Source organism: Legionella parisiensis (assembly GCF_001467945.1).
In the GTDB taxonomy this organism is placed as follows: Bacteria; Pseudomonadota; Gammaproteobacteria; order Legionellales; family Legionellaceae; genus Legionella; species Legionella parisiensis.
The window spans coordinates 452,626-475,760 of sequence record NZ_LNYQ01000013.1 but is presented as its reverse complement, the minus strand read 5'-3'; the positions used below and the strand labels follow the sequence as shown (position 1 = coordinate 475,760).

The following is a 23,135-nucleotide window of genomic DNA, read 5'->3' as shown; positions in this document are numbered from 1 at the left end:
CATGCAATTTCTAGCACAAGATTCGCCAAGTAAAATTGCATTAAGTGTGGCAAATCAGCTTTTAAGTTTTGCTGAATTAGAAACAGCAGTCCACAAAATGTCGTTACAATTAAAAAAACTGCCCAAAGGTTTATTGGTTTTATATGCAACCGCACAACCTTTATTTGTAATTCAATTATTAGCTGCTTTACACATCGGAAAACCTGTCGCTCTTCTTGCCCACCAAGAATCAGAACAGCATAAACGGGCCATTTTAAGTACAAGCATGACCGTAGATGCTCAAGGTGAACTCCTGGAAATTCAAGAAAATACACAGAGGAACCACCATCCAGAACTCGCCTTAGTGCTCTTTACTTCAGGAAGCACAGGCCAAATGAAGGCTGTGCAGCTTTCTCTAAAAAATATCATTGCAAATTGTCAGGCTGTTATGAAAGCGCTTGAGTTTCCTAGAATTACCGATCAATTATTATTTTTACCTTTATCTTACTCTTTTGGCCTGCTTGGGCAATTACTCCCCGGGTTAATCACTGGAATAAAAACACAACTCATCACACAATTTACTGACATTAAAACATTGTTTGAAACTTGCGCTATTCCGCAAATGTGGAGCGGCGTCCCTTCTCATTGGGTCGCGATTCATAAAATGGCGACGCTTTTCCCAGAAGCTGCAGCAAAAATAAAAGCGATTGTCTCTGCTGGAGCTCCTTTGAGCATTATATTGCGTGACAGCTTAATGCATACTTTTCCCAAAGCAATTGTTTATAATAATTACGGTTTAACAGAAGCCTCCCCGCGTGTCTTGACTTATTCCAGCAAAGATCCATTATTCCTTGAAGATTTTGCCGGTTATCCAGTCGGAGATTGGCAAATACGTTTATCAGCGGAAAATGAATTACTCATTAGAGGCAGTCAACTCATGTTGGGCTATTTGGGTGAGGAAAAACAAAACCGAATTCAAGATGGTTGGTTTTTTACTGGGGATTTGGCAGAGCAATTACCTTCAGGTTTGGTAGCAATTAAAGGACGTTTGGATCATATCGTCAATATTGGTGGTGAAAAGGTCAATTTAATTGATATAGAGCACAAAATTTGCCAAATTAAAGGCATTAAAGAAGCGATTGTAATCCCTGTACCTGATGAATTGTATGGTATCCATTTACTTGTATGTCTGGAGAGGAATAGTTTCAGTACTACCACCACAGAACAAATGCTTTGTGACCAGTTAAAACAGCATTTTTTACCGAGAAAACTGCCAATAACAGTCCAATTATTGGATAAATTGCCACGTAACCAACATGGAAAACTTGATAGAAAAACACTGCTTTTAAGCCAAAAGGAAAAAAACCATGCTCACTGAACGAATTCGCAATACATTGACAAAAATTGGACTTGCCTATCCTCGTCATGATACATCCGCTTCACTGGAACAAGGAGGTCTAGACAGCTTAATGTTAGCTTTACTCATCATCGAGTTAGAGCGGGAATTCAAAATTAAGATCCCTGTTATGCCTTTAGTAAAAGAACATTATGAATCAATAAACAGTATTGAAAAACACTTAATTGAGCTGGGGGCACAATGAATATTTTGATTACTGGCGGATCATCGGGTATCGCTCAAGCCATAGCAAAGCGACGGCTGCAATTAGGTGACACGGTCACTATTACCAGTTCCAGCAAGGAGAGTCTCAACAAAACACTGGAATATTATAAACACCAAGAAATGCAGGTCCGTGGTTTGGTGTATCATTTTTCCAATCCGGAAGCCAGTAAGGAAGAACTGCAAAATATGCTGCAGGAACCTTTAGATGGTATCATTCTCAACGCGTTTACACGGGTGAGCCAACTACGAAAATTACATGCGTTATCCTATCCTGCATTACGCGCTTACATTAATGATAATTTGCATGGCAATATCTGGTTAATTCATCACTTATTACCTGCTTTATTAGCCAATAAATTTGGCCGATTGATTCTGGTTTCCAGTCTGTCTGCAATTACAGGAACCAGTCGGTACGGGGCTTATTGCGCAACCAAAGCTGCCCTCGAAGGATTATTTTTAAATCTTGCAGTAGATTACAGTGCCAACAATATTTTATCCAATATTGTACGTGTTGGTTTGATTAAAACATCAAGAACCGAACAATTCTGGAAAAAACCTGCCTATCAAGAAAAAATGGCACAAATTATTCCTCAAGGCATGATGGGAGAAGCGGCTCAAATCGCAGAGGCGATGGATCCCTTATTATCCAAAACCTCATTTATGACAGGCTCCGTCATTACTGTAAGTGGAGGTTTACCCCTCATGCGTTCTGAAGGAATATTATCATCATGAATTTGTTGCGCGCTGAAAAGAACATATACCTCAAAGGACCTTTTATCGCATTGCCTGAGAGGATTGTGAGTAATCAAGAAGTGCTTAATTGGATGAATAGTACTCAAAGTCCAACATTGATCAGCTTCTCGACAGGAATTAGAAACAGACGTTGGGTCAATGAAGATCAGGCATGCAGTGATTTGGCTGTACTTGCGGCAGAAAAACTGTTTGCCGCAAAGCCGGCAGAAAAAAACAAAATCAATCAAATTATTTTGGCAACCATATCAGGAGACTTCCTTGCACCGCCAACCAGTCCACTAGTACAGCACCGACTTGGATTAAAGAATACAGGGGCCTTTGATGTTGGAGCAGCCTGTGCCGGTTTTGTAGTTGGTTTGCATACAAGTGTAGCCATCACCCAAGCAAGTATGGGTTCCGTCTTATTAATTGCCAGCGAGATCCGTTCCAAGTTTTTAAATAAAAATAATTTTGCCACCAGTGTTCTCTTTGGCGATGGAGCAGCCGCATGTGTTGTATCTCCCAATAAAGAAAATGCAGAATTTCGTTTTATTGCCTCCGCTTTATTTGCCGATGGCGAAGTCAGCGATACGGTATCTACCCCTGCAGGGGGGTCACGGCTGCCCGCAGCACATTGCCAAGATCCCGAACTGTTTTACATCACGATTAAAGAAAATACTGCCCTGTTTGTCAAAGCAGTACATGGTATGGTTGATGGAGCAGAAGAATTCCTCAAAGCATTAAATCTTACCCCTGCGGATATCCAATGGTTGGTTCCACATCAAGGAAATAAAAATTTAGTTTTATCTGTTGCAAAACAATTGGGTTTTCCCGAAGAGCGTATTGTTAAAACCGTGGAGGAAACGGGTAATACTTCCGGATCAAGTGTAGGTATTGCTCTGGATTTTCTTCGAGAACATGCATCTATCAAAGCAAAAGATAAAGTGTTATTGGTTGCTGCAGGTGGAGGTGGTATTGCCGCTTGTGGACTTCTGGAAGTGATTTAAACGATTTCATCGTAGTATGGATAAAGTGCATTATTGTACTCTGGGTGCAGCGAACCCGGGTTGAGATGACCAATTTTGACTGGTTCCGCTTCGTACACCCAGGCTACTATTTTTATTAAAAGCTTAGCTTTGAACTAAACCAATATTCAGCCAAAGGCGTTCCTTTATAATGTGCTAAATAAAGGTTGAAAAATTCTTGTGCTGCCTTTTTTTTATTGCTTTGTAATAAACAAATCAAATAAGTCTGTGCAATGATTTCTGACTGTGCATCACTGCCGCCAATTTCAGGGTACCTGGAAATACAAGGGGCTATCAAATCACAGGCGGATTGAAAATCATTATTAACAAAAGCATGAATTCCTTTACTCAATGGTAAGATAACAGAAAACCACAACGATTGATTATATCCCTTAACCAGGGTTTGGGCATACGTTTCAATTGATGCCAAGGATTTCTGAGCGGCGTCCTCGCGGCCTAAACGGGTAAGACAATATACATAATGGACTGTGTTAAAACCGGTATAATGCATAAAAGGATTTTCATCCAGATAACTTGCAAGAGCATTAAATTGCTCTAATTGCGGTAATCCTGCCATATCCATCCGCCATAATAATGAGATGGCGTCTATTTGCTCAGTAATGATTTGGGGACAGGTACCAAAAATAACAGGGTATAAACCCATTGCTTTATCGGCTTGTCGGAATGCAAGGTAAAATAAAGCCAAATGCCAGCTGTTATGTCCGCGAAGAAGTGTTGAGATCTGCTCCCAGCTCCCACGGAACGTTTCTAAAGCTGCTATCCCTTTTGCACTATTTTTTGTGTTGAGATAGATATGAGCCAGAGTATGATGCGCCCAAGGTGTAAGCGGCTCGATGATCAAAGCCTGCTCTGCCAAACGTTGTGCATCTGATATATGACCACACAATTCCGCTGCAAAAGAGTGCATGGCTAAAAAGTGGGATTCATCCTGATTATGTACTGCTATTCGTTCGCAAAATTTCAAATAATGATGGCCGTTGTAAGCTTGTCCCGAACAATAAAATAACCATTCCGCAAACTTTGCGGCTAAGGTATCGCGCGGATAGAGAGCGGTTAAAGCTGCTAAAATTGTTAAAGCACTTTCATACTCCAAATTCATCCACGCTTTAACTGCCTGATAAGTTAATTTTTCTCTTAAATTAACCGAATACAATAATTTTTCAGCATGCAATAAATGTTCTTTTGCTAAAGCAGTGTCTGGACCCGTCTGGCCATAAAGATAAAATGCAGCGGTATAAACTTGGAGAAGTAAATTATCAGGATTAGTTTTGACTGCATCTAAAATAAAATAAGGCTCCTTGCCTGCTCCCAAGACTTGTTGATGGAAGTGATTGATGCTTTCTATAACCTGCAATGATTGAGTCGTTACTGATAAACCACGATTTGTTTCCATATTTTTTCCGACGAAGACTTCCTTCTCTTATTATACATCTCTTTAAAATAATAGAGTCAAATGAAACAACTAAGGAAGATCAGCGATATGATTTAATTGCATCAAGCAGACTCATCGAATAATCTAGTGACTCAAATAAACAAGGAACAAAAATATGAAGAGTCAAAAAGAATTATTCGAGTTTTTATGTGAATTAATTGATATACAAATTAAAAAATATTTTTCATTAGCAAAATTTGGTGTTGGTCCAGATGCGCGTCTTAATGCAAAACTTGTTTTAGACGAAGTGAATGAGTTGTTAGAGTTTGCTGGACAGCTTATAGAAGACTTAGAAAATCCTCAACAGGGTACCGCAACTCAAGAACATTTTACTTCTCTTTTTAGTCAAACGAAATTTTATATTGAACAAGAATATGTAAGAGCCTATGCAGGGTGGTTGCTCTCTGAAAATAACATTCACTCGGAAGTTAAAGAACGGGTAGAAGAACAATTACATCGAATCAAGCAAATAGGAGAGTCAGCACAAATTGACAGTGCCATACCTTCCAAACCACTAACTGATATACAAAAACAATGTGAGCATGACAGTAGTGCCATTGCCTTTCGTATTTTAGATTTAGCTAAAAGCGTCAAAGAGAATCCAGAAATGGAACTCCCTAATAACATACCTCTACACGCACGGATCATATTAAAAAAAAATGCTACCACTCGCTATTGCGCACAAGAGATTGCAAAACCAATTGAGGAGCTCCACAAAAAATATGATAATTTTTTACGCCAGTCAGAACTCGAAAAAAGCAGTAGCCTGTTATTAAAAGAAGATGCTGAATCCCATCAAAAAAAGCATAAAGAAAAATGGGAAAATTTATATAATCGCTATAAGAGCATTGAACCTTCTTCACAGTTGTTCTCTCCCGATCATGAATGGTATAAGGTTGCCCTTCCTGAAAAAAAGAAGTCTGAGACAGGCTACTCCTCACGAAACCTTATGCTATTTAGTGGAGTCGTTATAACTGGCGTTGTAGCGATTTCTATGCTTATCTCTTATTTCATGCAATTAGATGATGAAAATTCTTTAGGTTCTGTATTGAAACTCTGATTAGAATTGGATGCACGAAGCCTGGGTGGAGGCATAGCAGCCGTAACCCGGCTTTAAGGATCTGTGTAGGTGGTCAAGCACAACCGATTCAGTACGTATTCACATGGGAACCGGGCTATTTCAGATCTTTTATGTATAGAGATGTCAAATCCCTATGAACAAAAATACAAAAGTAAAAAAACGGTTATGCCTGAGTAAACGCAAACAAATCTTTATATGTATGAAAGTTCATCGCATCCTCTTCAGTCACCGTTAAATTATATTCTTCACTAAGAATAGCCAGTAACTCAACGACTTTTAAAGAATCTAAATGCAAGTCTTCTATTAGGGCCGTATCATTATGAATTTCCTCTGCTTTACTACCTGATAATTTGGATATAATATTTTTTAATTCTGTCTCAGTAATTTTCATAAACAACACCTTTTAATGATCTTTTGAGGCCAGATAATACCATGAAGCGAAAGAACCTAGGCCTAAAATAAGTAAGATTATAGCTAAAGATAGTTGGCCATACCATTCACCTAGAGCGATAATCCCGCTCGACAACGCAGCGCTTAAATCTTGCATGCATGCATATAAAGCTCCTACTGTTCCCGCCATATGTGGAAATGGATGGAAAGCGCCAGCAAATGCATTGATAAAAGTAAACCCTACCCCCATGCTAAACAACGACACGGGAATCATGATGGAGAGTACGTTCTGCACTCCTATGAGCGACAAAAATAACATGATAAAACCACCTATTACCATAAAAACAATTCCGATAAATACCATGTAGGATACACCTTTTCTCATCACCATTTGACTATTAATTATTCCGCTCACACAGATTGCACCGGCAATAAAAATGGTCAATTGACCAAACTCTATAGGACTAAGGCCTAAGGTGTCCTGAAAAAGAAAGGGGGCAATCGCAAGATAGCCAATGATACCTGCAGAAGCAAAACAAGCGCACAATGCATAGCCTAGAAACACTTTAGATTGTAACAAGGTGAAATAATTATCGCGCATGACCCTGAGTTGAGTTGCTTGGGGATTAAGATTTTTATTTGTTTCAGGAAGCGTGCATAATGCCAAAATCCATATCGCGATACCGAATACAAGCAGAAATAAAAAATTGACACGCCATCCAAAATGCTCCTGGATATATCCCCCCAGGACTGGAGATGCCACCATAATAAAAACACTCACGATCCCTACATAAGAACCTATCTTAGATAAAATTCTATCAGTAAAAAGATCGCGGACCAGGGATCGACCTACTGAACCACAACATCCAATACCAAATCCCTGAATAAAACGGCCAATAATCAAGACTAAAACTGAAGGAGCAAGAAAACAGCACAAGCTGCCTAAGATACTTAGGCCGACACCAAAAATAAGAGGTGGTTTACGACCAATTTTATCCGATAAAGGACCATAAAATACATGGGAAACACTTAAACCCAGCATAAAAAGAGATAAAGTTAATTGAATGGATGCTTCACTACTTTGAAACTCTTTAGTAATGGCGGGTAATGAAGGAATATATTGATCAGTCGTCATCTGCATCAATATCATAAGCATTAAAATAACAAAAATCAGCAAAGGCTGTAACGAAACCTGTTGAACATCATTTTCTTTGTGCATCAAAAAGCCCTTTTTTACTTCTGAATTTAATGATCTACTCTAAACTAACCCATGGTGCAATCACACCATGCATAGCCCTAAGATAATCAAACAGCAAATAAAACCAATAAACCAAGTAGTTGATCTTAAGGAAGCTCTATCCATTAAATAAAAATAGCTATAAATAACTCGAGAAACGATAAAAATAATCGCCAAAAGTTGAATTGTTATTCCAATATGATGAGTAGCTATTGCGGTTAATGTGGCAGTAGCAAAGACAAGCAAAGCTTCAAAACTGTTTTGGTGGGCTGCAACCGCTCGTGCACCCATTCCTTGTAGCCTTGCCTGTTGAACTCGTGGATAATGATTATCGTATTTCCCTTCTTTTTGCATAAAATTAGCAACAACAAGTTTGAGAAGGTAAGGGAACAATATCGCAATGAACAAACAAATAATTAAAGTAGTCATAGGCAATTTTTCCTGCTAGTAATGGCTCGCAACTTCTGTATAAAAACATCGTAGCCTAGAGCAACGATGCAAACCGGGTTACAAAAAATTTAAATTAGGTACTGTTTACAAGGCCTAAGGGTTAGTGATTACTTCTAATCACTAAAAACGAAACCATAATAGCGAGAATATTAATCCAGTACAATGACTCACACGTCCCCTATCTAATAGGGAAAATAGTACTTTCTACCAATTAATTTCTTCTGTTATGATGAATTTATCGAGTTGTTATCATTTCAAGGATTGTATTATGGTGCAAGATGAGTCAAAAAAAAAATCGAAAGGGCATATTGTCCTATCATCCCATCCATCTGGGCATACCGCTGCACCGCTAAAAATAAAATGGGGAGCAGAAAATCCTAAAGAACGCGGCCCGGTAATTGCCTCTCTGACGAATATAAAAAATCGCAATGCAGTCGGCACACACTCTGGCTCATACTCCGTTTATCGAGCACTGGCGGTTGCTGCCGGGGTATTGGATTCCGAGCATGTACCTGACCTTACTGATACTACGCCTCCTGTAGCCATTGGCCCACATCCCCAGTGGAACGATACCCAGAAAATCATCTCCATCGATCCCTGGGGACATCTTGTTGCCAGTGTATTCGCGGAAGAAATTCAAGCGGGATATGATATTCGTCCTACAATAGCAGTTACTAAAGCACATATAAATATTCCCGAATTGCATACCGCCATCCAAAAAGGCAGGCTCACACCCGATGGAAAAATATTAAAAGAGTCGGGGGATGTCTCGGTCACTAAAGTCGCTGTGGAACCAGTGTGGTATTTACCTGGAATTGCAGAACGCTTTGGAATTTCAGAATCACTTTTACGTCGTACCTTATTTGAACAAACAGCCGGAATGTTCCCCGAATTGGTAACACGCTCTGACTTTGATGTTTTTTTACCGCCTATAGGCGGATTAACGGCTTATTTTTTTGGCGATGTAACCACCATCCACGATCCCAAAATTGAGCTTACCTGTCGTATTCATGATGAATGCAATGGTTCTGATGTATTTGGCTCCGATATTTGTACCTGCCGACCCTATTTAGTACATGGGATCGAATTATCTATTGAATCTGCCCAAAAAGGTGGCGCTGGTCTGATTGTTTATAATCGAAAAGAAGGAAGAGCTTTAGGTGAGGTGACCAAATTTTTGGTTTATAACGCCCGCAAAAGACAGAAAGGTGGAGATACTGCTGCTAAATATTTTGAAAGGACTGAGTGTGTTGCCGGAGTCCAAGACATGCGATTCCAAGAACTCATGTCGGATGTTTTACATTGGCTTGGCATTACCAAGATCCATCGTTTTGTTTCCATGTCCAATATGAAATATGATGCGTTACTCAAATCAGGAATTCATGTTGTAGAACGAGTAACCATTCCCGATGAACTCATTCCTCTTGATGCACAAGTAGAAATGAATGCCAAACGTGCAGCAGGCTATTATTCACCTGAGCGAATCGTTGATATTAATGAGTTAGCGAAAACCAAAGGACGTGATCTTAATGAGTAATGAACAAGAAATTGCCAAAGTATTAGCCACATTAGGAGATCCACGTACCATACGCGTACGCTCCCAAGCTATTTTAGAGCGAGTCAAAAAAAACCAATCACAATACTTTTTCCTAGATCCAGAAAAAATGACCACTACAGCTTCATTTGTCATTGAAGTCATTCAGGATAATTATCCAAATCTTGATATTCCATATCATAGCCGTTGGCGTCATTTTGAAGCTGGGAATATTAATCGAATAAAAAAAATGCAGGAACAATTGGGTACCTTATCTGCAGATGAATGGGGTAAAATTCTTTACGAATTGGCTATCATTAGTGTAATCCTGGATGCAGGCGCCGGCCAATACTGGCGCTATAAAGAATACGAATCAGGAATCGAATATTCGCGCTCCGAAGGACTTGCCCTGGCAAGCCTATCTCTTTATCAAAAAGGAATGTTTAGTGCTCATCCATCTCAACCGTTGAGAGTGGATGCTGAGCGTTTATTGGCTTTTAATGAAGCCGACCTACGTGATGGTTTTCAAGTCACTGCTAACAATCCTCTAGAGGGGCTTTCCGGACGAGTTGCATTGCTGAATCGACTCGGTGCATTAGTACAAAAGGACGAACATCATTTTGAAAAAGGAAGCCGCTTAGGTAACTTTTATACTTACATTAATTCATTAGCATCAAATCATGTGCTTACTGCATCTCAGATTTTCCATGAAGTGCTCGATACATTTACTGAAATATGGCCAACACGACTGCGTTTTCATGGAATCCCGCTTGGAGATGTATGGCAATATAATGCATTAAAATCAAATGAAGCCGGCTCCGAATACATTCCATTTCATAAACTATCCCAATGGTTAACTTATTCTTTGATTGAACCCCTGGAACAAACAGGAATTACAGTAACTCATCTGGAAGAACTAACTGGTTTGCCGGAATATCGAAATGGTGGTTTGCTCATTGATTGCGGAGTGTTGCAAATTAAAAATAAGAAAATTCTGGAAGAAGCACTTCCACCAGATGCAGAAGCGATTGTAGAGTGGCGTGCATTGACCATTGTGCTATTGGATGAATTAGCCGTATTAATCAGAAAAAAACTGCAAAAAAATGCCAAAGAACTTCCGTTGGCTAAAATTTTGCAAGGAGGCACTTGGGAAGCAGGACGACGAATTGCAAAACAAAAACGCCATCAAGGTACTCCACCTATTCAGATTATTAGTGATGGCACCGTTTTTTAATTTAAAGCATGTGTAGCCAGGCAAAAAGGTGTAAGGTTACAACTTACAGATAAAATCGCAGTTTGGAGTCAAAATGAATAATCAACACGTTGTTGTAGTGCAGCACCCGTTAATTCAGCATAAGTTAACCATTATGCGTCGAAAAGATACCAGCACAGTTAAATTTCGCACATTGATGCATGAAATCAGTATGCTGCTCGCTTATGAAGTCACTCGTGATTTGGAAATGGAATATGAAGAAATCGAAACACCTTTAGCCATGATGCAATCGCCAGTTTTAAAAGGTAAAAAAATGGTTTTTGTTTCAATTTTGCGCGCAGGAAATGGTTTAGTCGATGGCATGTTACAACTTGTCCCTACAGCGAGAATTGGCCATATTGGCTTGTACCGTGATCCTAAAACACTAGAGGCTGTTGAGTACTATATTAAGCTCCCAGAACATACTCGAGACCGTGATGTGATTGTAGTTGATCCCATGCTGGCGACTGGAAATTCAGCGATCGCTGCAGTCAAGGAAATTAAGGCAATCGAGCCTAAATCCATCAAATTTCTCTGTCTGCTCGCCTCTCCTGAAGGAATAACAGCATTTCATGAAGAACATCCAGATGTTCCTATTTTCACGGCAGCCATAGACCAGCAGCTCAATGAAAAAGGCTATATTATTCCAGGATTAGGTGATGCAGGAGACAGACTTTATGGTACAAAACTGGAGTATTAGCCACTAAATATCAAGTACATAGACATTAAACATCCCCAGTACAAAAGCAAATTTTGTTGAAATATTGGATTCGCAGTGTTAATATTGAACACCGTGCCCGGTATTATATAAAGGATGTTTTAATGTCTTCAAATGAATCTGCAGCAATACTTTCACCTCTGGCAGTAAATAAAAAGTATTCATGGGCAAAACATGATACCGTTTGGATGTTAAGTCTTTACGGTACTGCTGTGGGTGCTGGAACCCTTTTTCTTCCAATAGATGCTGGACTTAATGGGATTTGGCCCTTAATTATAATGGCGGTGCTTGCCTTTCCCATGACTTACTTTTCACATAGAGCGCTATGCCGCTTTGTCTTATCAGGTTCCTCTACTCAGAATGACATTACCGATGTGGTTGAAGAACATTTTGGTATTTTTGCAGGAAGAATACTGACTGGTTTATATTTTTTTGCAATTTATCCAATCTTATTAATGTATAGTGTGGCCATTACTAATACTACTGAAAGCTTTATTGTCAATCAGCTAGGAATATCCGCCCCGCCAAGAGCACTTCTATCCATAATACTTATCCTTGCACTCATGGCTATAGTCCGATTTGGACAAGAAGCTATTGTCAAATCGATGTCTTTATTGGTTTATCCTTTTGCAACAATATTATTATTTTTATCCATTTATTTAATTCCAAACTGGAATAATGCCATTTTACAACATAGCAACTTATTGCATGCGAATGGAGTGCATGGACTGTTAATGACTGTATGGCTAGTCATTCCGGTCATGGTATTTTCTTTTAATCATTCACCTATTATTTCTTCTTTTGCTGTTAATCAAAAACAGCAATATGGAATTGATGCAGATAGTAATAGTACAGCGATCATGCGTTACAGCCATTTATTCATGGTCTTATCGGTGATGTTCTTTGTATTCAGTTGCGTTTTTAGTCTTTCACCTCAAGACCTTTTGCAAGCAAAGCAACAAAACATTTCTATCCTGTCTTATTTAGCAAATCATTTTAAAACACCTTTGATTGCTTACATCGCTCCTATTATTGCCTTTATTGCAATTTCCAAATCCTTTTTAGGACATTATTTAGGTGCTAAAGAAGGTTTGAGCAGCATTATTGTGAACCTCTTAAAATCAACAGGAAAAACAATAAGTCAAGGCAAACTGCAACGCATTATTGAAATTTTTATGGTTGTCACGTGCTGGATTGTAGCCACGATAAATCCCAACATCTTAAAAATGATAGAAACCCTAGGTGGGCCCATTATTGCTATCCTATTGTTTATTATGCCTATGTATGCAATTGCCAAAATCCCAGCAATGAAAAAATATAAAACAGATCGTGTCAGTAATGTATTTACAACAATCATGGGCATTATTGCTATTTCAGCAATATTGTATGGTTTGCTATAATACGGAACGCAGGCTGGGCAAATCTCGGGCTGCTTTGCTTACAAGGTGAACACCTCTACTCCTATTTTCATTCCTAACAAAATATGAAACAATCCATAACAATTTTTATTCAATACTACTTCGATGCACGTTGAATTTCACCACATACCTATAGAAAACATTCAAGCGGGACAATATCAACCCAGACAAGATTTTAATGACATCGCATTAAAAGAACTCGCCCAATCAATTGCATCACAAGGTTTAATTGAACCTTTAATCGTTAGGTCAATCGCAAAACAGCGTTATGAAATTATCGCAGGCGAAAGACGATGGCGCGCTGCAAAAATAGCGGGATTACAAACTGTCCCTTGCCTCATTGGAAATTATAGTGATAAACAAGCATGTGCCCTCACTCTAATAGAAAATATTCAACGAGAAGATTTAAACTTGATTGAAGAAGCAAGTGCTTATCGACGTTTGATTGATGAATTTAATTATCATCAAGATGAAATAGCAACCTTAGTGGGGAAATCACGTAGCCATATTGCCAATATTATTCGGTTATTGGGTTTAAGTGAACAAATAAAAGATCTAATTCGCAATAAAACCTTGTCTCTTGGTCATGCACGAGTTCTTGTAGGGTTAGAACCAAACTATCAGGAATATTTAGCAAAACAAACTATAACGCAGCAATGGTCAGTAAGACAGTTAGAGCACGCAGTAAAAATTCAAAAAAACAAAGAGTTTTCTCCGTCACAAAATGCAAAAAGAGATCGAGATATTGAGCGGCTACAATCCGTATTGGGGGAACAATTAGGTGCACCAGTACAAATAATAAACGATAATAGTGATGGTGGATGGTTACAAGTTAAATTTTTTGATAATGATACGCTTGCGGGTCTTTTGGAGCGGTTAGGCTTGCGATATGATTAGGCAATGGTTATCAATTTTCTATTCTGTATATGATAAAACAAAAGGAGCGTCACCAGTGAAAAGGATTTTAACCGGCGCATTTTTATTGGCATTATGCACTTTATCATATGGGATAAGTATTCAAGGCGAAGTAGATAAATTAATTAGCCGTGTTAATCCAAATGTTAATCTTGGAGTCGTCGTTCTTGACCTCACTTCTGGACAAACGCTCTATCGTCGCAATGCAGGACGTTTATATATCCCTGCAAGTAACATGAAGCTTTTTTCTGAGGCAGCTGCATTAATGGTACTTGGTCCAGATTATCGCTTTGAAAATCGATTAAGTATGAGTGCGGGAAAAATACAGCAGGGAATACTCCAAGGAAATGTTTATGTGCAACTAAGCGGCGATCCTTCATTTAATCGTAATGATTTAATAGCACTGCTTTCCTCATTGAAAGAATGGAATATCAATACCATTCAAGGTAATGTATATATCGATAGCAGCCTCGCGCAAGTCGATCCCTATCCACCTGGCTGGCTCACTACCGATTTATCCTACAGCTATGGAGCACCAAATGCCCCGGTCATGGTTGACTCCAATCGTCTGACTGTTACCGTAAACCCAGGAGCCCAAGCTGGAGACACTGCGATTGTTGAAGTAGACGATGGTGGTGGTGCTATCGCATTAAATAATCAGGCAACAACAAAACCCAATGCCAAAGGTTGTGGCGTCGGTTTTCATTTGGATCAAGACAATAATTTAACTGTCCGAGGCTGTGTTGGAGTTGCTCAATGGGCAGTACAACAACGTTTGGCGATAAAAAATCCTCTGAAGTATGCTCAAAGCATGATCAAAGCCCAATTGGCAAAAGAGACCATTCAACTCAATGGCGAAGTACAATTAGGAAAAACTCCGGCAGGCTCAATCTTAATTGCAACACAACACTCTAAGCCCGTATCACAACTGATGGCAGATACCTTAAAACCATCGGATAATCTATATGCTGACAGTTTGTATTTGCATGCAGCAGAAAAACTCAATGGTGCACCAGTCAATTGGCGAGATGCCGAACCCTTAATTAAGAATTTTTTACAATCACAAACAGGAATCGATTTTACTAATGCGATTTTTACGGATGGTTCTGGCCTATCGCGCTACAGCTTAGTTACCCCGGAGCAAACCATTTCACTATTAAAATTTTTATATCAGCGTTTTCCTTTATCCTATGAATACATATCCGCATTACCTATCTCCGGACGTGACGGAACCTTGCAAAAGAGATTCCGCATCCCCACGCAACAGGGTTTTGTTCGCGCTAAAACAGGGACTATGACTGGAATAAATAGTCTTTCAGGATATTTATATACTGCCAATGGCCATACTTTAGCGTTTGCAATGTATGTCAACAGACAGCCAGGTAAAGCTTCTGGACCTGGACGTCCTGTATTGGATGCTTTATGCACTTATTTCTTGCAAAAGAATCCAGACAGCAGTAGTTTGAGTCGAATTTTTTCACCTCATCAACGCATTAGTTTCCAATCAAATCCTACGCAAGCCGAAAAGCAAAGAGCCCATCAGGCCAAATGGAGGCGTTTGGAATCTGCAATACGAACTGCTTTGAAGGGCCAATCTGTAAATATAATATATAGAGGTAATGAACTTATAGTAAAAGATAACCAAGCCGATCCTGAAAAGGTATGGACCGCACTGCAATCCGTGGTAAAGAAATATCCTTTTGGAGTGATGTTATCTTCCAATACTCTATCGATTAATCCTTCAGTTAGCCCTGCCCTACTCTGGGTGCAAACAGACACTCCCAATCATGCGCAAAGGACCTGGAATATTCGTGAAGCAGCTTAGGAATGTGCTCTGTGAAGTAGAGACTACTTTCATAAACAATATCCTGATATAAACCACAATGGAGATTCAATTGAATTCATTTTTTAAGATTGTTTTAGTGTTTTTTTGCTTTCTTCATTCTGTATATGCAACACCAAGCTTTTTAACAATTAGTGATATTCATTATGGCAGTAATAACTCATCACGTGATGGAGAAGATACAGGCCCGGAGTTTCTGAAAATCACGATGAAAGAATATGCAAAATTAAGTCAAAAAGTAGACTTTATTCTTTTTTTAGGTGACTTACCCACTCATTCCTTATTTAACATGCCTAAAAAAGGGGCTTTTGAAAAAACGGTATTTGATGAATTATATGAAAACGATAAAGATTTAAAACCTATTTTTTATATTACTGGTAATAACGACTCCTTACTTGGTAATTATCAACCCTTCGAGTCAAATGGTGTTTCCCCGTTAAGTTTTGCTACGGACTGGAATGGCGCTTGTGCTCATTGCAAAGGATTAATTATTGATGGCAGCCACATGTATCACGATGGGTATTATTCCAGTTACGTGATACCAGGAAATAAAAAAATTATTTTAATTGCCCTAAATGCCACTCAATGGACAAATACTCCCATATTTGCAAAATATCCTAATCAGAAACACGATGCTTTAATTCAGCTTTCCTGGCTGAATCAGCAATTAAAGAAACATCATGCCAAACAACTATTAATTGCCATGCATGTACCACCTGGAACTTCATATCGGGGACAACCCATGTGGCATAAAGCGTACTTACAGGAATTTATAAAAATATTAAATAACAACAAAAAATCATATGGAGAAATTACTCTCCTCACATCGCACACGCATATGGATGAAATAAGAAAAATTCATCTAGATGATGGGGGCAATATTTATGCCTTTTCTACGCCAGCAATTAGCCGAATCCATCATAACTACCCAGGCATGAAAATATTTAGCATGGATAATAATCTGAAAATTAATAATTTTACTACTTATTATACGAGTAATCTCAACAATTGGAAAAATCAGCAATACCAAGCTCTCCACTCACCACGTGCTATTTTTTCGCAGTGTCATCACAAAATATTATCGCAATGCCTAAGTACATTAAATACCGAACAAGTATGTAATCATTTAGATAAGGGTTTGTTTTATGGAGTAAAAAGTTCCAAGGTACCTCGTCATGAATGCAACACAATATATAGCGTCATCACTTAAGTTTAGACAAGGCGCAAGTAAAAGTAGGTGAAGGAGAGTACACAAGTACATAATGCTTGCAACGATGTATAGAACTTAATGGCAGGTGCTGTATCAAGCTTTCACTAATTGACAAATCTATAAATCAATTCTAACGTTGATATCAGTTATCATTAAAGGGACCTTAATATGAAAGCACTTTATACAGCAACAGCACGTACGCACGGTGGACGAAACGGCCATATAGAAACTTCAGATGGTTTATTAAGACTGGACTTAGCAAAACCAAAAGAATTAGGCGGTCAAGGCGGCGGTACAAATCCGGAAGAATTATTTGCTGCAGGTTACTCCGCATGTTTTGAGAGTGCTCTGCGTCATGTTGCCAGTTTACAGAAAATTTCTTTACAAGATGCCTCAATTCTTGCTCAGGTCTCTTTATACACCACACCAGAAAAAGGATATAAGCTAGGTGTTGAAATGCATGCTCATCTTGTGGGCTTAAGTCAAAATGATGCAGAAGATTTAGTCGCCAAAGCACATCAAGTTTGCCCCTATTCCAATGCAATTCGCGGCAATGTCGATGTGGAATTTAAAGTAAGTGTTGAATAAAGCCTATTGAATGAAGCGGAAGCTTTGGGCTGCCTCATTCATACTTTTTAATTAGATGGCGAGCTGTTTCTGTGCATTAAGATTTTCGGCAACAGCTCTCCCCAATTTGCCAATATAATCCTCTGGATAAGTCGTTTTTTTACATCCAAAAATATCAAATAGTGAATTATTATGCTTTATTATTTTCATCTTTTCTGTATCTTGAGTAAAAGTTTTTATAAAAGCATCAATCTAAGGAAAGAAATAATTCATTACAAATTTTTCAAAAAATAATTCGGTATTAAAATCAAGTTTTGTTTGTACCACTTATCTATACAAATTCTTTAAACATAAGTGACAAAAACAAGACAACAGAAACACTATCTCAATGAATAGGCTTCATTATTGGGAATTTTATGTTGGTTGGTTGGAGAGTTCCTGATAATATAAATTTATTTCTTAAAAATTGTCTATGAAAAACAATCAATTTGATCTCATTGTACTAGGTGGGGGCAGCGGCGGTATTGCCAGCGCTGTTCGAGCTGCTAAATATGGTGCCAAAGTAGCGGTAGTAGAACCCAGTTTTTTGGGCGGTACTTGCGTTAACTTAGGTTGCGTTCCCAAAAAAGTGATGTTTAATGCATCCATGATTAATGATATCGTGCACCATGCACCTGAATATGGTTTTTCACTCACAGCACCAGCCCTTGATTGGGGTACCCTGGTTAATAAACGTAATGCCTATATAGAACGACTCAGAGAGAACTATGCAAAGCGTTTTACTCAATTTAATATCACTTTAATTCAGGGTACTGGTACATTCCATGATACACAATCAATTAAAGTAAATGATATTCTTTATCAGGCACAACATATTATCATTGCAACAGGCGGCGAACCCTCTCAACCAACAATTCATGGGAGCCAACATGCGATTGACTCGGATGGTTTCTTTGCCTTGACGAAGCAACCTGAAAAAGTGGCAATAATCGGAAGTGGCTATATCGGAGTAGAGTTGGCTGGCGTATTGAATAGTTTAGGCACTGAAACCCACCTACTAATGAGAGGCTTACGGCCATTATCGCGTTTTGACAATGTCTTGGGTGATACTTTAATGGAGCTCATGCAACAACAAGGCATTCATATTCACCAAAATCATCAAGCAAAAGAAATAAACTTACATAGTGATGGCAGAAAATCTATAGTATGCTCCAGTGGCTCAATTATTCAGGATATCGATGTAATTATTGCCGCTGTGGGAAGAAAGCCCAGAACATCAGGATTAAACCTCGAGAAGGTAAGTGTGGCTACTGATGAACAGGGATTGGTTTTAGTCGATGCTTTCCAAAATACCAGTACTCAAGGTATTTATGCTTTAGGTGATGTGACTAATGCGCCTGCTCTAACTCCTGTAGCAATTGCTGCAGGCCGCCGTTTGGCAGATCGTCTATTTGGCCAGCAACCAGAAGCTTGCCTAAACTATGACAATATCTGCACCGTCATCTTTAGCCATCCTCCGATAGGTACAGTTGGGCTTAGTGAAGAGGAAGCTGTTGAGCAATACGGCAAGGATCAAATTAAAATCTATCAAACCCGTTTTACACCTATATTTGATGCATTTTCTGAAGAAAAAACACCTACAGTAATGAAACTGGTAACGCTTGGAAAAGAAGAGAAAATTATTGGTTTGCACGTCATTGGATTAGCAGCTGACGAGATGCTCCAAGGTTTTGGTGTGGCAATAAAAATGGGAGCCTGCAAAAAGGATTTTGATAATACTGTTGCCATTCATCCGACAAGTGCAGAAGAATTTGTAACTCTGGTTTAAATAATATGAATGATGCCATTCGCAGTTTTCAAGGTAAATCTCCTTCGATGGGTCAACGAGTCTATGTTGATCCAAAATCAGTAATCATTGGTGATGTATCTTTGGGTGACGATGTATCTATTTGGCCGATGGCTGTTCTACGCGGCGATGTAAACTCGATTAACATAGGTAATGCCTGCAGCATTCAGGATGGAGCAGTTTTGCATGTTACTCATGATGGACCCTATACTGCAGGCGGACAGCCATTAATTTTAGGCCAAGGAATTACAATTGGGCATCAAGCAGTGTTACATGGTTGCACCGTGGATGATTTCTCCCTCATTGGCATGGGCGCATTAATTTTAGATGCTGTGCATATACAGCATCATGTTATGGTTGGTGCTGGGGCATTGGTTACCCCAGGAAAAATATTGGAAAGCGGCTATTTATATCTTGGTAACCCAGCTAAAGCAATCAGGAAATTAACTCAGCAAGAACTGGAGATGTTAGAATATTCAGCACAACATTATGTGCGGCTCAAAGACAAACATTTGGCATCATTATAGCTTGCTAAAATACAACGCTTTCCACCTTGTAATATAACATTATCAAAATATCATTCCTAACTCCGTCTCATTTCTTTTAAATATTAACGATGGGAATAGCCCCTTCTCACTGCAACAATTTATTTGAAATAATCTAAACTAAAGAAAAAAAGGAAAAGGGATTAAACACATGCCGCAATCACCTGTAGAAGAGGAAATATTAAAAACTGAAAAATTAAGAACAACGATTTTATCTATCATATTTATTTTTATGGCACTCATATGGATAATATTTTTTATTCACTCACCGGAAGTATATTATCGACATGCGAAAGTATCGGCCATAACTATGCCTAGTTCTTTAGCAGCCGTGGCTCTTTATTTTTTATTAATGCGAAAAATTATTTGTCGATACGCTCTTCATAAGAAAAATATGCCGACCGTTTTACGTTATTTTAATGCATTTATAGAAATCAATATCCCAACATTAGGGATCATTGTAATAATGAATCTTCAAACCCCCATCTATGCTCTTTTAATGCCGCCTGTTTTACTATATTTTATTTTCATTATTCTTTCTTCACTGACCTTAAACGAATGGATATGCCGATTTTCGGGTTTGGTTGCTTCCCTTGAATATTGGGGGCTTTCTTATTTCGTTCTAAACTATACGGATACCACAAACATTGATTCATATTTAGTAGAATGGTATGCCTTCGCTGCCCGTGGAGGCATTCTATTAGTTGGGGGGATCGCTACCGGATTCATTACTTCTCAAATTAAAAAACAGCTTTTTACAGCTTTTGATGCTCAAAAGGAGCGAGATAGGATTGAGGGTATTTTTGGTCAGCATGTTTCGCCGGAGGTTGTATCCAAGCTGCTATCAAAAGATGCTAATTCAAGCGAAAACCTGCCTGTTTGCATTATGTTTTTGGACATAAGAAATTTTACTCATTTTACCGAACATAACGAACCATCTGTTGTTGTTAATTATCTCAATAGTCTTTTTAAGCATATTGTAAAAATAATCCATGATAATAAAGGAATTATAAATAAATTTTTAGGAGATGGTTTTATGGCAGTGTTCGGTGCACCACTATCTAACGGCAATGATGTAGCTAATGCTACAAAAGCAGCATTAACGATTATTCAACGTATCGAAGAAGAGATAAAAAAGGGGAATTTACCTGATCTGAAATTAGGAATTGGTTTACATTTTGGTCATGCAGTAACAGGCACAATCGGGACAAAAAAACGGCAGGAATATACTATTATAGGGGACGTAGTAAATTCAGCTGCCCATATAGAGCAGTTAAATAAAACGTATAATTCCCAGGTTCTTATTTCTGAAGATGCGATGAAGCAGCTATCTGAAGTTAATGCTGAATTTGTTGGTAACGCCACTCTAAAACATCGCGGCAATCCAATTAAATTATACAAATTAGCTTAACTTCTACATCTACCTTCATAATTCCTAAAACTTTATGTGTTTAATTTAAATTTTAAGGAGTAGGTGTTGTGGATATCTCATAGGATCTAACTTCTTGTTTTGGTGCTTTCATGATGCCATATGTACTAAGTAACTCACCTTGATTCACATGTGTGGGTCCATCTGAATCTTTATAGCGCTCAATACGATTTAGTTCTTGTTCCATCTGTTCTATAAGAAGTTGTAAACGAGCGCTCTTTTCAGCTAAATCCAATTGCATTAACCTTACCTCGTCCATCCCACCGTCTAGCTCAACAAGCCTCTTACCAAACATTATGATACTCCTTATACTTTTTTTAGAAAATTTCTTGAATATCAATCCACTCGTCGGCTTAACTTATTTGTGTCATGATATTCCCAAGCCTGAGATTCAGGTGAATACTAACAATTATTGAATCATAACTCGAGTCACCTCAGGAATTTTCATGACTAAATCTTCTGTATATGCACTGGAGGGGGTTTGAAAACCAATTGGAGCATTTCCTGCTAGAGCGTGTTGTATAATCATTAGTGTGGATAAAGCAGTAAAGGTATAACCATTAGGCGTAGTCATCAATGCAGCAATTTTTTTCCCTGCTTCATTGCTAACTTCTGCATAAATCTTTACAACTGAATTTTGTCTATGTTCCTCAGTAGGACCGGAGGGTAATTGATTAATCCTTTGCATTACATATTTTTTAATTGGAGACCACGCCAAAAATTTTTTAAAAGGATTAATAAGGCTTCTAAGCTGAATTATCTTTTTAGGCAATGCCATATAAATTTCTATATGAGGAATCTGAGTAGACCACCATGCTGATGCCAAATCTCCCCATGAAATCGTGGCACATAACAGCTTCTTTGAGGTGCCAAAATCAAAAAATCGGGTTTTCCAGCAGAAAGGAACTTTTTTTAAAACTCCACCATCACGAATTAGAGTGCCCTCAGGAATATCTTCCATCATAGTTTTAGCAGTTCCATGTGAAATACTTAAACCATTACCTTTATTAAATGTTCCTATGGCAAGAACTAAATTGTTCGCATCAGGTAAACATTGCTTTAAATAAGAAGTCAAACAGTCACTAGGCACTACATCAAAACCAGAGCCGGGTAATAACATAATACCAGCTGCTTGAGCTTGTTCATTCATTGCCATCAACTGTTCTATTACTCTAACTTCACCAGTAATATCCAAGTAGTGGGTTTTTACAGCAAGACAAGCCAATACCATGTTTTTATAGGTATATTTGAATGGACCAGCACAATGAATTACCGCGACGAGATCTTTCAACGCCTTTTTAGTTTGTTCCAGATCATTTACGTCAAACACTCTGTATTCCAAATTTAAAGCTCTAGCTTGGAGCTTTAATTTTTGCGCATCTCTTCCTGCCAATACTGGTTTTAACCCTTGCTGCACGCTTAATTGGGCAATTAAATTACCTGTATATCCGTATGAACCATAAATTAAGAAATTCTTTTTCATCAATTCAACCCCAACGATTTTTAACTCAGTGTAACTCGAGAATTGGCTTTTATCGAGAGGGCCTTAGCTCGTTTAAAGCGAAAAAGGAGAAAAAACAAGGAAAAGTTGATAATTTTTTAAATATGCAATTAATTATATAATCACAACAAGAAAATGAATTTTTTGTTAAAAAAAAAGCGGCTTTTGAGCCGCTTTCTAAGAATAAAACCCTGGCGATGACCTACTTTCACATGAGGAGACCTCACACTATCATTGGCGCGGGTTCGTTTCACTTCTGAGTTCGAGATGGATTCAGGTGGTTCCAAACCGCTATGGTCGCCAGGAAAACTGTTTTTGCATGGATGGGCGTATTATACCCGAAACATGCATTAGGTAAATAAAGAGGTTCACATTTTACGTATATTAAG

The 23,135-nt window shown here is 38.5% G+C and carries 22 protein-coding genes and 1 rRNA gene; 16 read left to right on the top strand and 7 right to left on the bottom strand.

Annotated features, from left to right (window positions below):
• Position 1: 1 nt before the first annotated feature.
• The 4 genes from Lpar_RS08195 to Lpar_RS08180 are packed head-to-tail and all read left to right on the top strand — an operon-like array spanning position 2 to position 3,339.
• On the top strand, positions 2-1,357 hold the full coding sequence (locus Lpar_RS08195; RefSeq protein WP_058517485.1) for a class I adenylate-forming enzyme family protein: 1,356 nt from the start codon (positions 2-4) through the stop codon (positions 1,355-1,357).
• Positions 1,347-1,580 carry an acyl carrier protein gene (locus Lpar_RS08190; protein ID WP_058517484.1) on the top strand — a complete coding sequence of 78 codons (234 nt, stop codon included), beginning with the start codon at positions 1,347-1,349 and terminating at the stop codon, positions 1,578-1,580. The genes Lpar_RS08195 and Lpar_RS08190 overlap by 11 nt, the downstream gene beginning before the upstream one ends.
• Positions 1,577-2,332, top strand: coding sequence for an SDR family NAD(P)-dependent oxidoreductase (locus Lpar_RS08185; RefSeq protein ID WP_058517483.1), 756 nt, complete (start codon positions 1,577-1,579; stop codon positions 2,330-2,332). The genes Lpar_RS08190 and Lpar_RS08185 overlap by 4 nt, the downstream gene beginning before the upstream one ends.
• The gene (locus Lpar_RS08180; RefSeq protein ID WP_058517482.1) at positions 2,329-3,339 is read left to right on the top strand and encodes a 3-oxoacyl-ACP synthase III family protein; all 1,011 of its coding nucleotides are present in this window, start codon (positions 2,329-2,331) and stop codon (positions 3,337-3,339) included. Before Lpar_RS08185 ends, Lpar_RS08180 begins: the two co-directional genes overlap by 4 nt.
• Positions 3,340-3,454: 115 nt before the next feature.
• Here Lpar_RS08180 and Lpar_RS08175 read toward each other — a convergent pair whose 3' ends face one another.
• Positions 3,455-4,771 (bottom strand): tetratricopeptide repeat protein, encoded by a 1,317-nt coding sequence (locus tag Lpar_RS08175; protein WP_058517481.1) that lies wholly within the window; start codon positions 4,769-4,771, stop codon positions 3,455-3,457.
• Positions 4,772-4,925: 154 nt separating this feature from the next.
• On the opposite strand from Lpar_RS08175, the gene Lpar_RS08170 reads away from it, so the two are divergent.
• The gene (locus tag Lpar_RS08170) at positions 4,926-5,870 is read left to right on the top strand and encodes a hypothetical protein (RefSeq protein ID WP_058517480.1); all 945 of its coding nucleotides are present in this window, start codon (positions 4,926-4,928) and stop codon (positions 5,868-5,870) included.
• A 184-nt stretch (positions 5,871-6,054) separates the two neighbouring features.
• On the opposite strand, the gene Lpar_RS08165 is transcribed toward Lpar_RS08170, so the two are convergent.
• Genes Lpar_RS08165 through Lpar_RS08155 form a run of 3 tightly spaced genes read right to left on the bottom strand, consistent with a single transcriptional unit; the run spans position 6,055 to position 7,947 of the window.
• Positions 6,055-6,282 (bottom strand): acyl carrier protein, encoded by a 228-nt coding sequence (locus tag Lpar_RS08165; protein WP_058517479.1) that lies wholly within the window; start codon positions 6,280-6,282, stop codon positions 6,055-6,057.
• Positions 6,283-6,294: 12 nt separating this feature from the next.
• Positions 6,295-7,500 (bottom strand): multidrug effflux MFS transporter, encoded by a 1,206-nt coding sequence (locus Lpar_RS08160; RefSeq protein ID WP_058517478.1) that lies wholly within the window; start codon positions 7,498-7,500, stop codon positions 6,295-6,297.
• 60 nt (positions 7,501-7,560) lie between these two features.
• Positions 7,561-7,947, bottom strand: a complete 387-nt coding sequence (locus Lpar_RS08155) for an MAPEG family protein (RefSeq protein ID WP_058517477.1) — start codon at positions 7,945-7,947, stop codon at positions 7,561-7,563.
• Between the two features lie 289 nt (positions 7,948-8,236).
• Between Lpar_RS08155 and Lpar_RS08150 the strand changes: the two genes are divergently transcribed.
• From Lpar_RS08150 to Lpar_RS08100, 11 genes are all read left to right on the top strand, one after another.
• Complete coding sequence (locus Lpar_RS08150; protein ID WP_058517476.1) at positions 8,237-9,505, top strand: GTP cyclohydrolase II; 1,269 nt, start codon at positions 8,237-8,239, stop codon at positions 9,503-9,505.
• A complete protein-coding gene (locus Lpar_RS08145) occupies positions 9,498-10,736 on the top strand; it encodes a URC4/urg3 family protein (protein ID WP_058517475.1) in 1,239 nt (412 codons plus the stop codon). Before Lpar_RS08150 ends, Lpar_RS08145 begins: the two co-directional genes overlap by 8 nt.
• A gap of 73 nt (positions 10,737-10,809) precedes the next feature.
• Complete coding sequence (upp, locus tag Lpar_RS08140; protein ID WP_058517474.1) at positions 10,810-11,454, top strand: uracil phosphoribosyltransferase; 645 nt, start codon at positions 10,810-10,812, stop codon at positions 11,452-11,454.
• 122 nt (positions 11,455-11,576) lie between these two features.
• A complete protein-coding gene (locus Lpar_RS08135) occupies positions 11,577-12,872 on the top strand; it encodes a serine/threonine transporter (protein ID WP_058517473.1) in 1,296 nt (431 codons plus the stop codon).
• Positions 12,873-12,995: 123 nt separating this feature from the next.
• Entirely contained in the window at positions 12,996-13,787 is a 792-nt protein-coding gene (locus Lpar_RS08130) for a ParB/RepB/Spo0J family partition protein (protein WP_058517472.1), read from the top strand.
• Positions 13,788-13,842: 55 nt separating this feature from the next.
• A complete protein-coding gene (gene dacB / locus Lpar_RS08125; protein WP_058519209.1) occupies positions 13,843-15,630 on the top strand; it encodes a D-alanyl-D-alanine carboxypeptidase/D-alanyl-D-alanine endopeptidase in 1,788 nt (595 codons plus the stop codon).
• Positions 15,631-15,700: 70 nt separating this feature from the next.
• Positions 15,701-16,858, top strand: coding sequence for a metallophosphoesterase (locus Lpar_RS08120; RefSeq protein WP_058517471.1), 1,158 nt, complete (start codon positions 15,701-15,703; stop codon positions 16,856-16,858).
• A 168-nt stretch (positions 16,859-17,026) separates the two neighbouring features.
• Complete coding sequence (locus Lpar_RS08115; protein ID WP_058517470.1) at positions 17,027-17,446, top strand: organic hydroperoxide resistance protein; 420 nt, start codon at positions 17,027-17,029, stop codon at positions 17,444-17,446.
• Positions 17,447-17,897: 451 nt separating this feature from the next.
• Positions 17,898-19,253, top strand: coding sequence for a glutathione-disulfide reductase (gene gorA, locus Lpar_RS08110; protein WP_058519208.1), 1,356 nt, complete (start codon positions 17,898-17,900; stop codon positions 19,251-19,253).
• A gap of 5 nt (positions 19,254-19,258) precedes the next feature.
• Positions 19,259-19,798, top strand: a complete 540-nt coding sequence (locus tag Lpar_RS08105; RefSeq protein ID WP_058517469.1) for a gamma carbonic anhydrase family protein — start codon at positions 19,259-19,261, stop codon at positions 19,796-19,798.
• Between the two features lie 169 nt (positions 19,799-19,967).
• Positions 19,968-21,227 carry an adenylate/guanylate cyclase domain-containing protein gene (locus Lpar_RS08100; protein WP_058517468.1) on the top strand — a complete coding sequence of 420 codons (1,260 nt, stop codon included), beginning with the start codon at positions 19,968-19,970 and terminating at the stop codon, positions 21,225-21,227.
• Positions 21,228-21,279: 52 nt separating this feature from the next.
• Here Lpar_RS08100 and Lpar_RS08095 read toward each other — a convergent pair whose 3' ends face one another.
• From Lpar_RS08095 to rrf, 3 genes are all read right to left on the bottom strand, one after another.
• The gene (locus tag Lpar_RS08095) at positions 21,280-21,540 is read right to left on the bottom strand and encodes a hypothetical protein (protein WP_058517467.1); all 261 of its coding nucleotides are present in this window, start codon (positions 21,538-21,540) and stop codon (positions 21,280-21,282) included.
• A gap of 114 nt (positions 21,541-21,654) precedes the next feature.
• Complete coding sequence (locus Lpar_RS08090; RefSeq protein ID WP_058517466.1) at positions 21,655-22,728, bottom strand: saccharopine dehydrogenase family protein; 1,074 nt, start codon at positions 22,726-22,728, stop codon at positions 21,655-21,657.
• 207 nt (positions 22,729-22,935) lie between these two features.
• Positions 22,936-23,051 (bottom strand): 5S ribosomal RNA (rrf, locus tag Lpar_RS08085).
• Positions 23,052-23,135 lie beyond the last annotated feature (84 nt).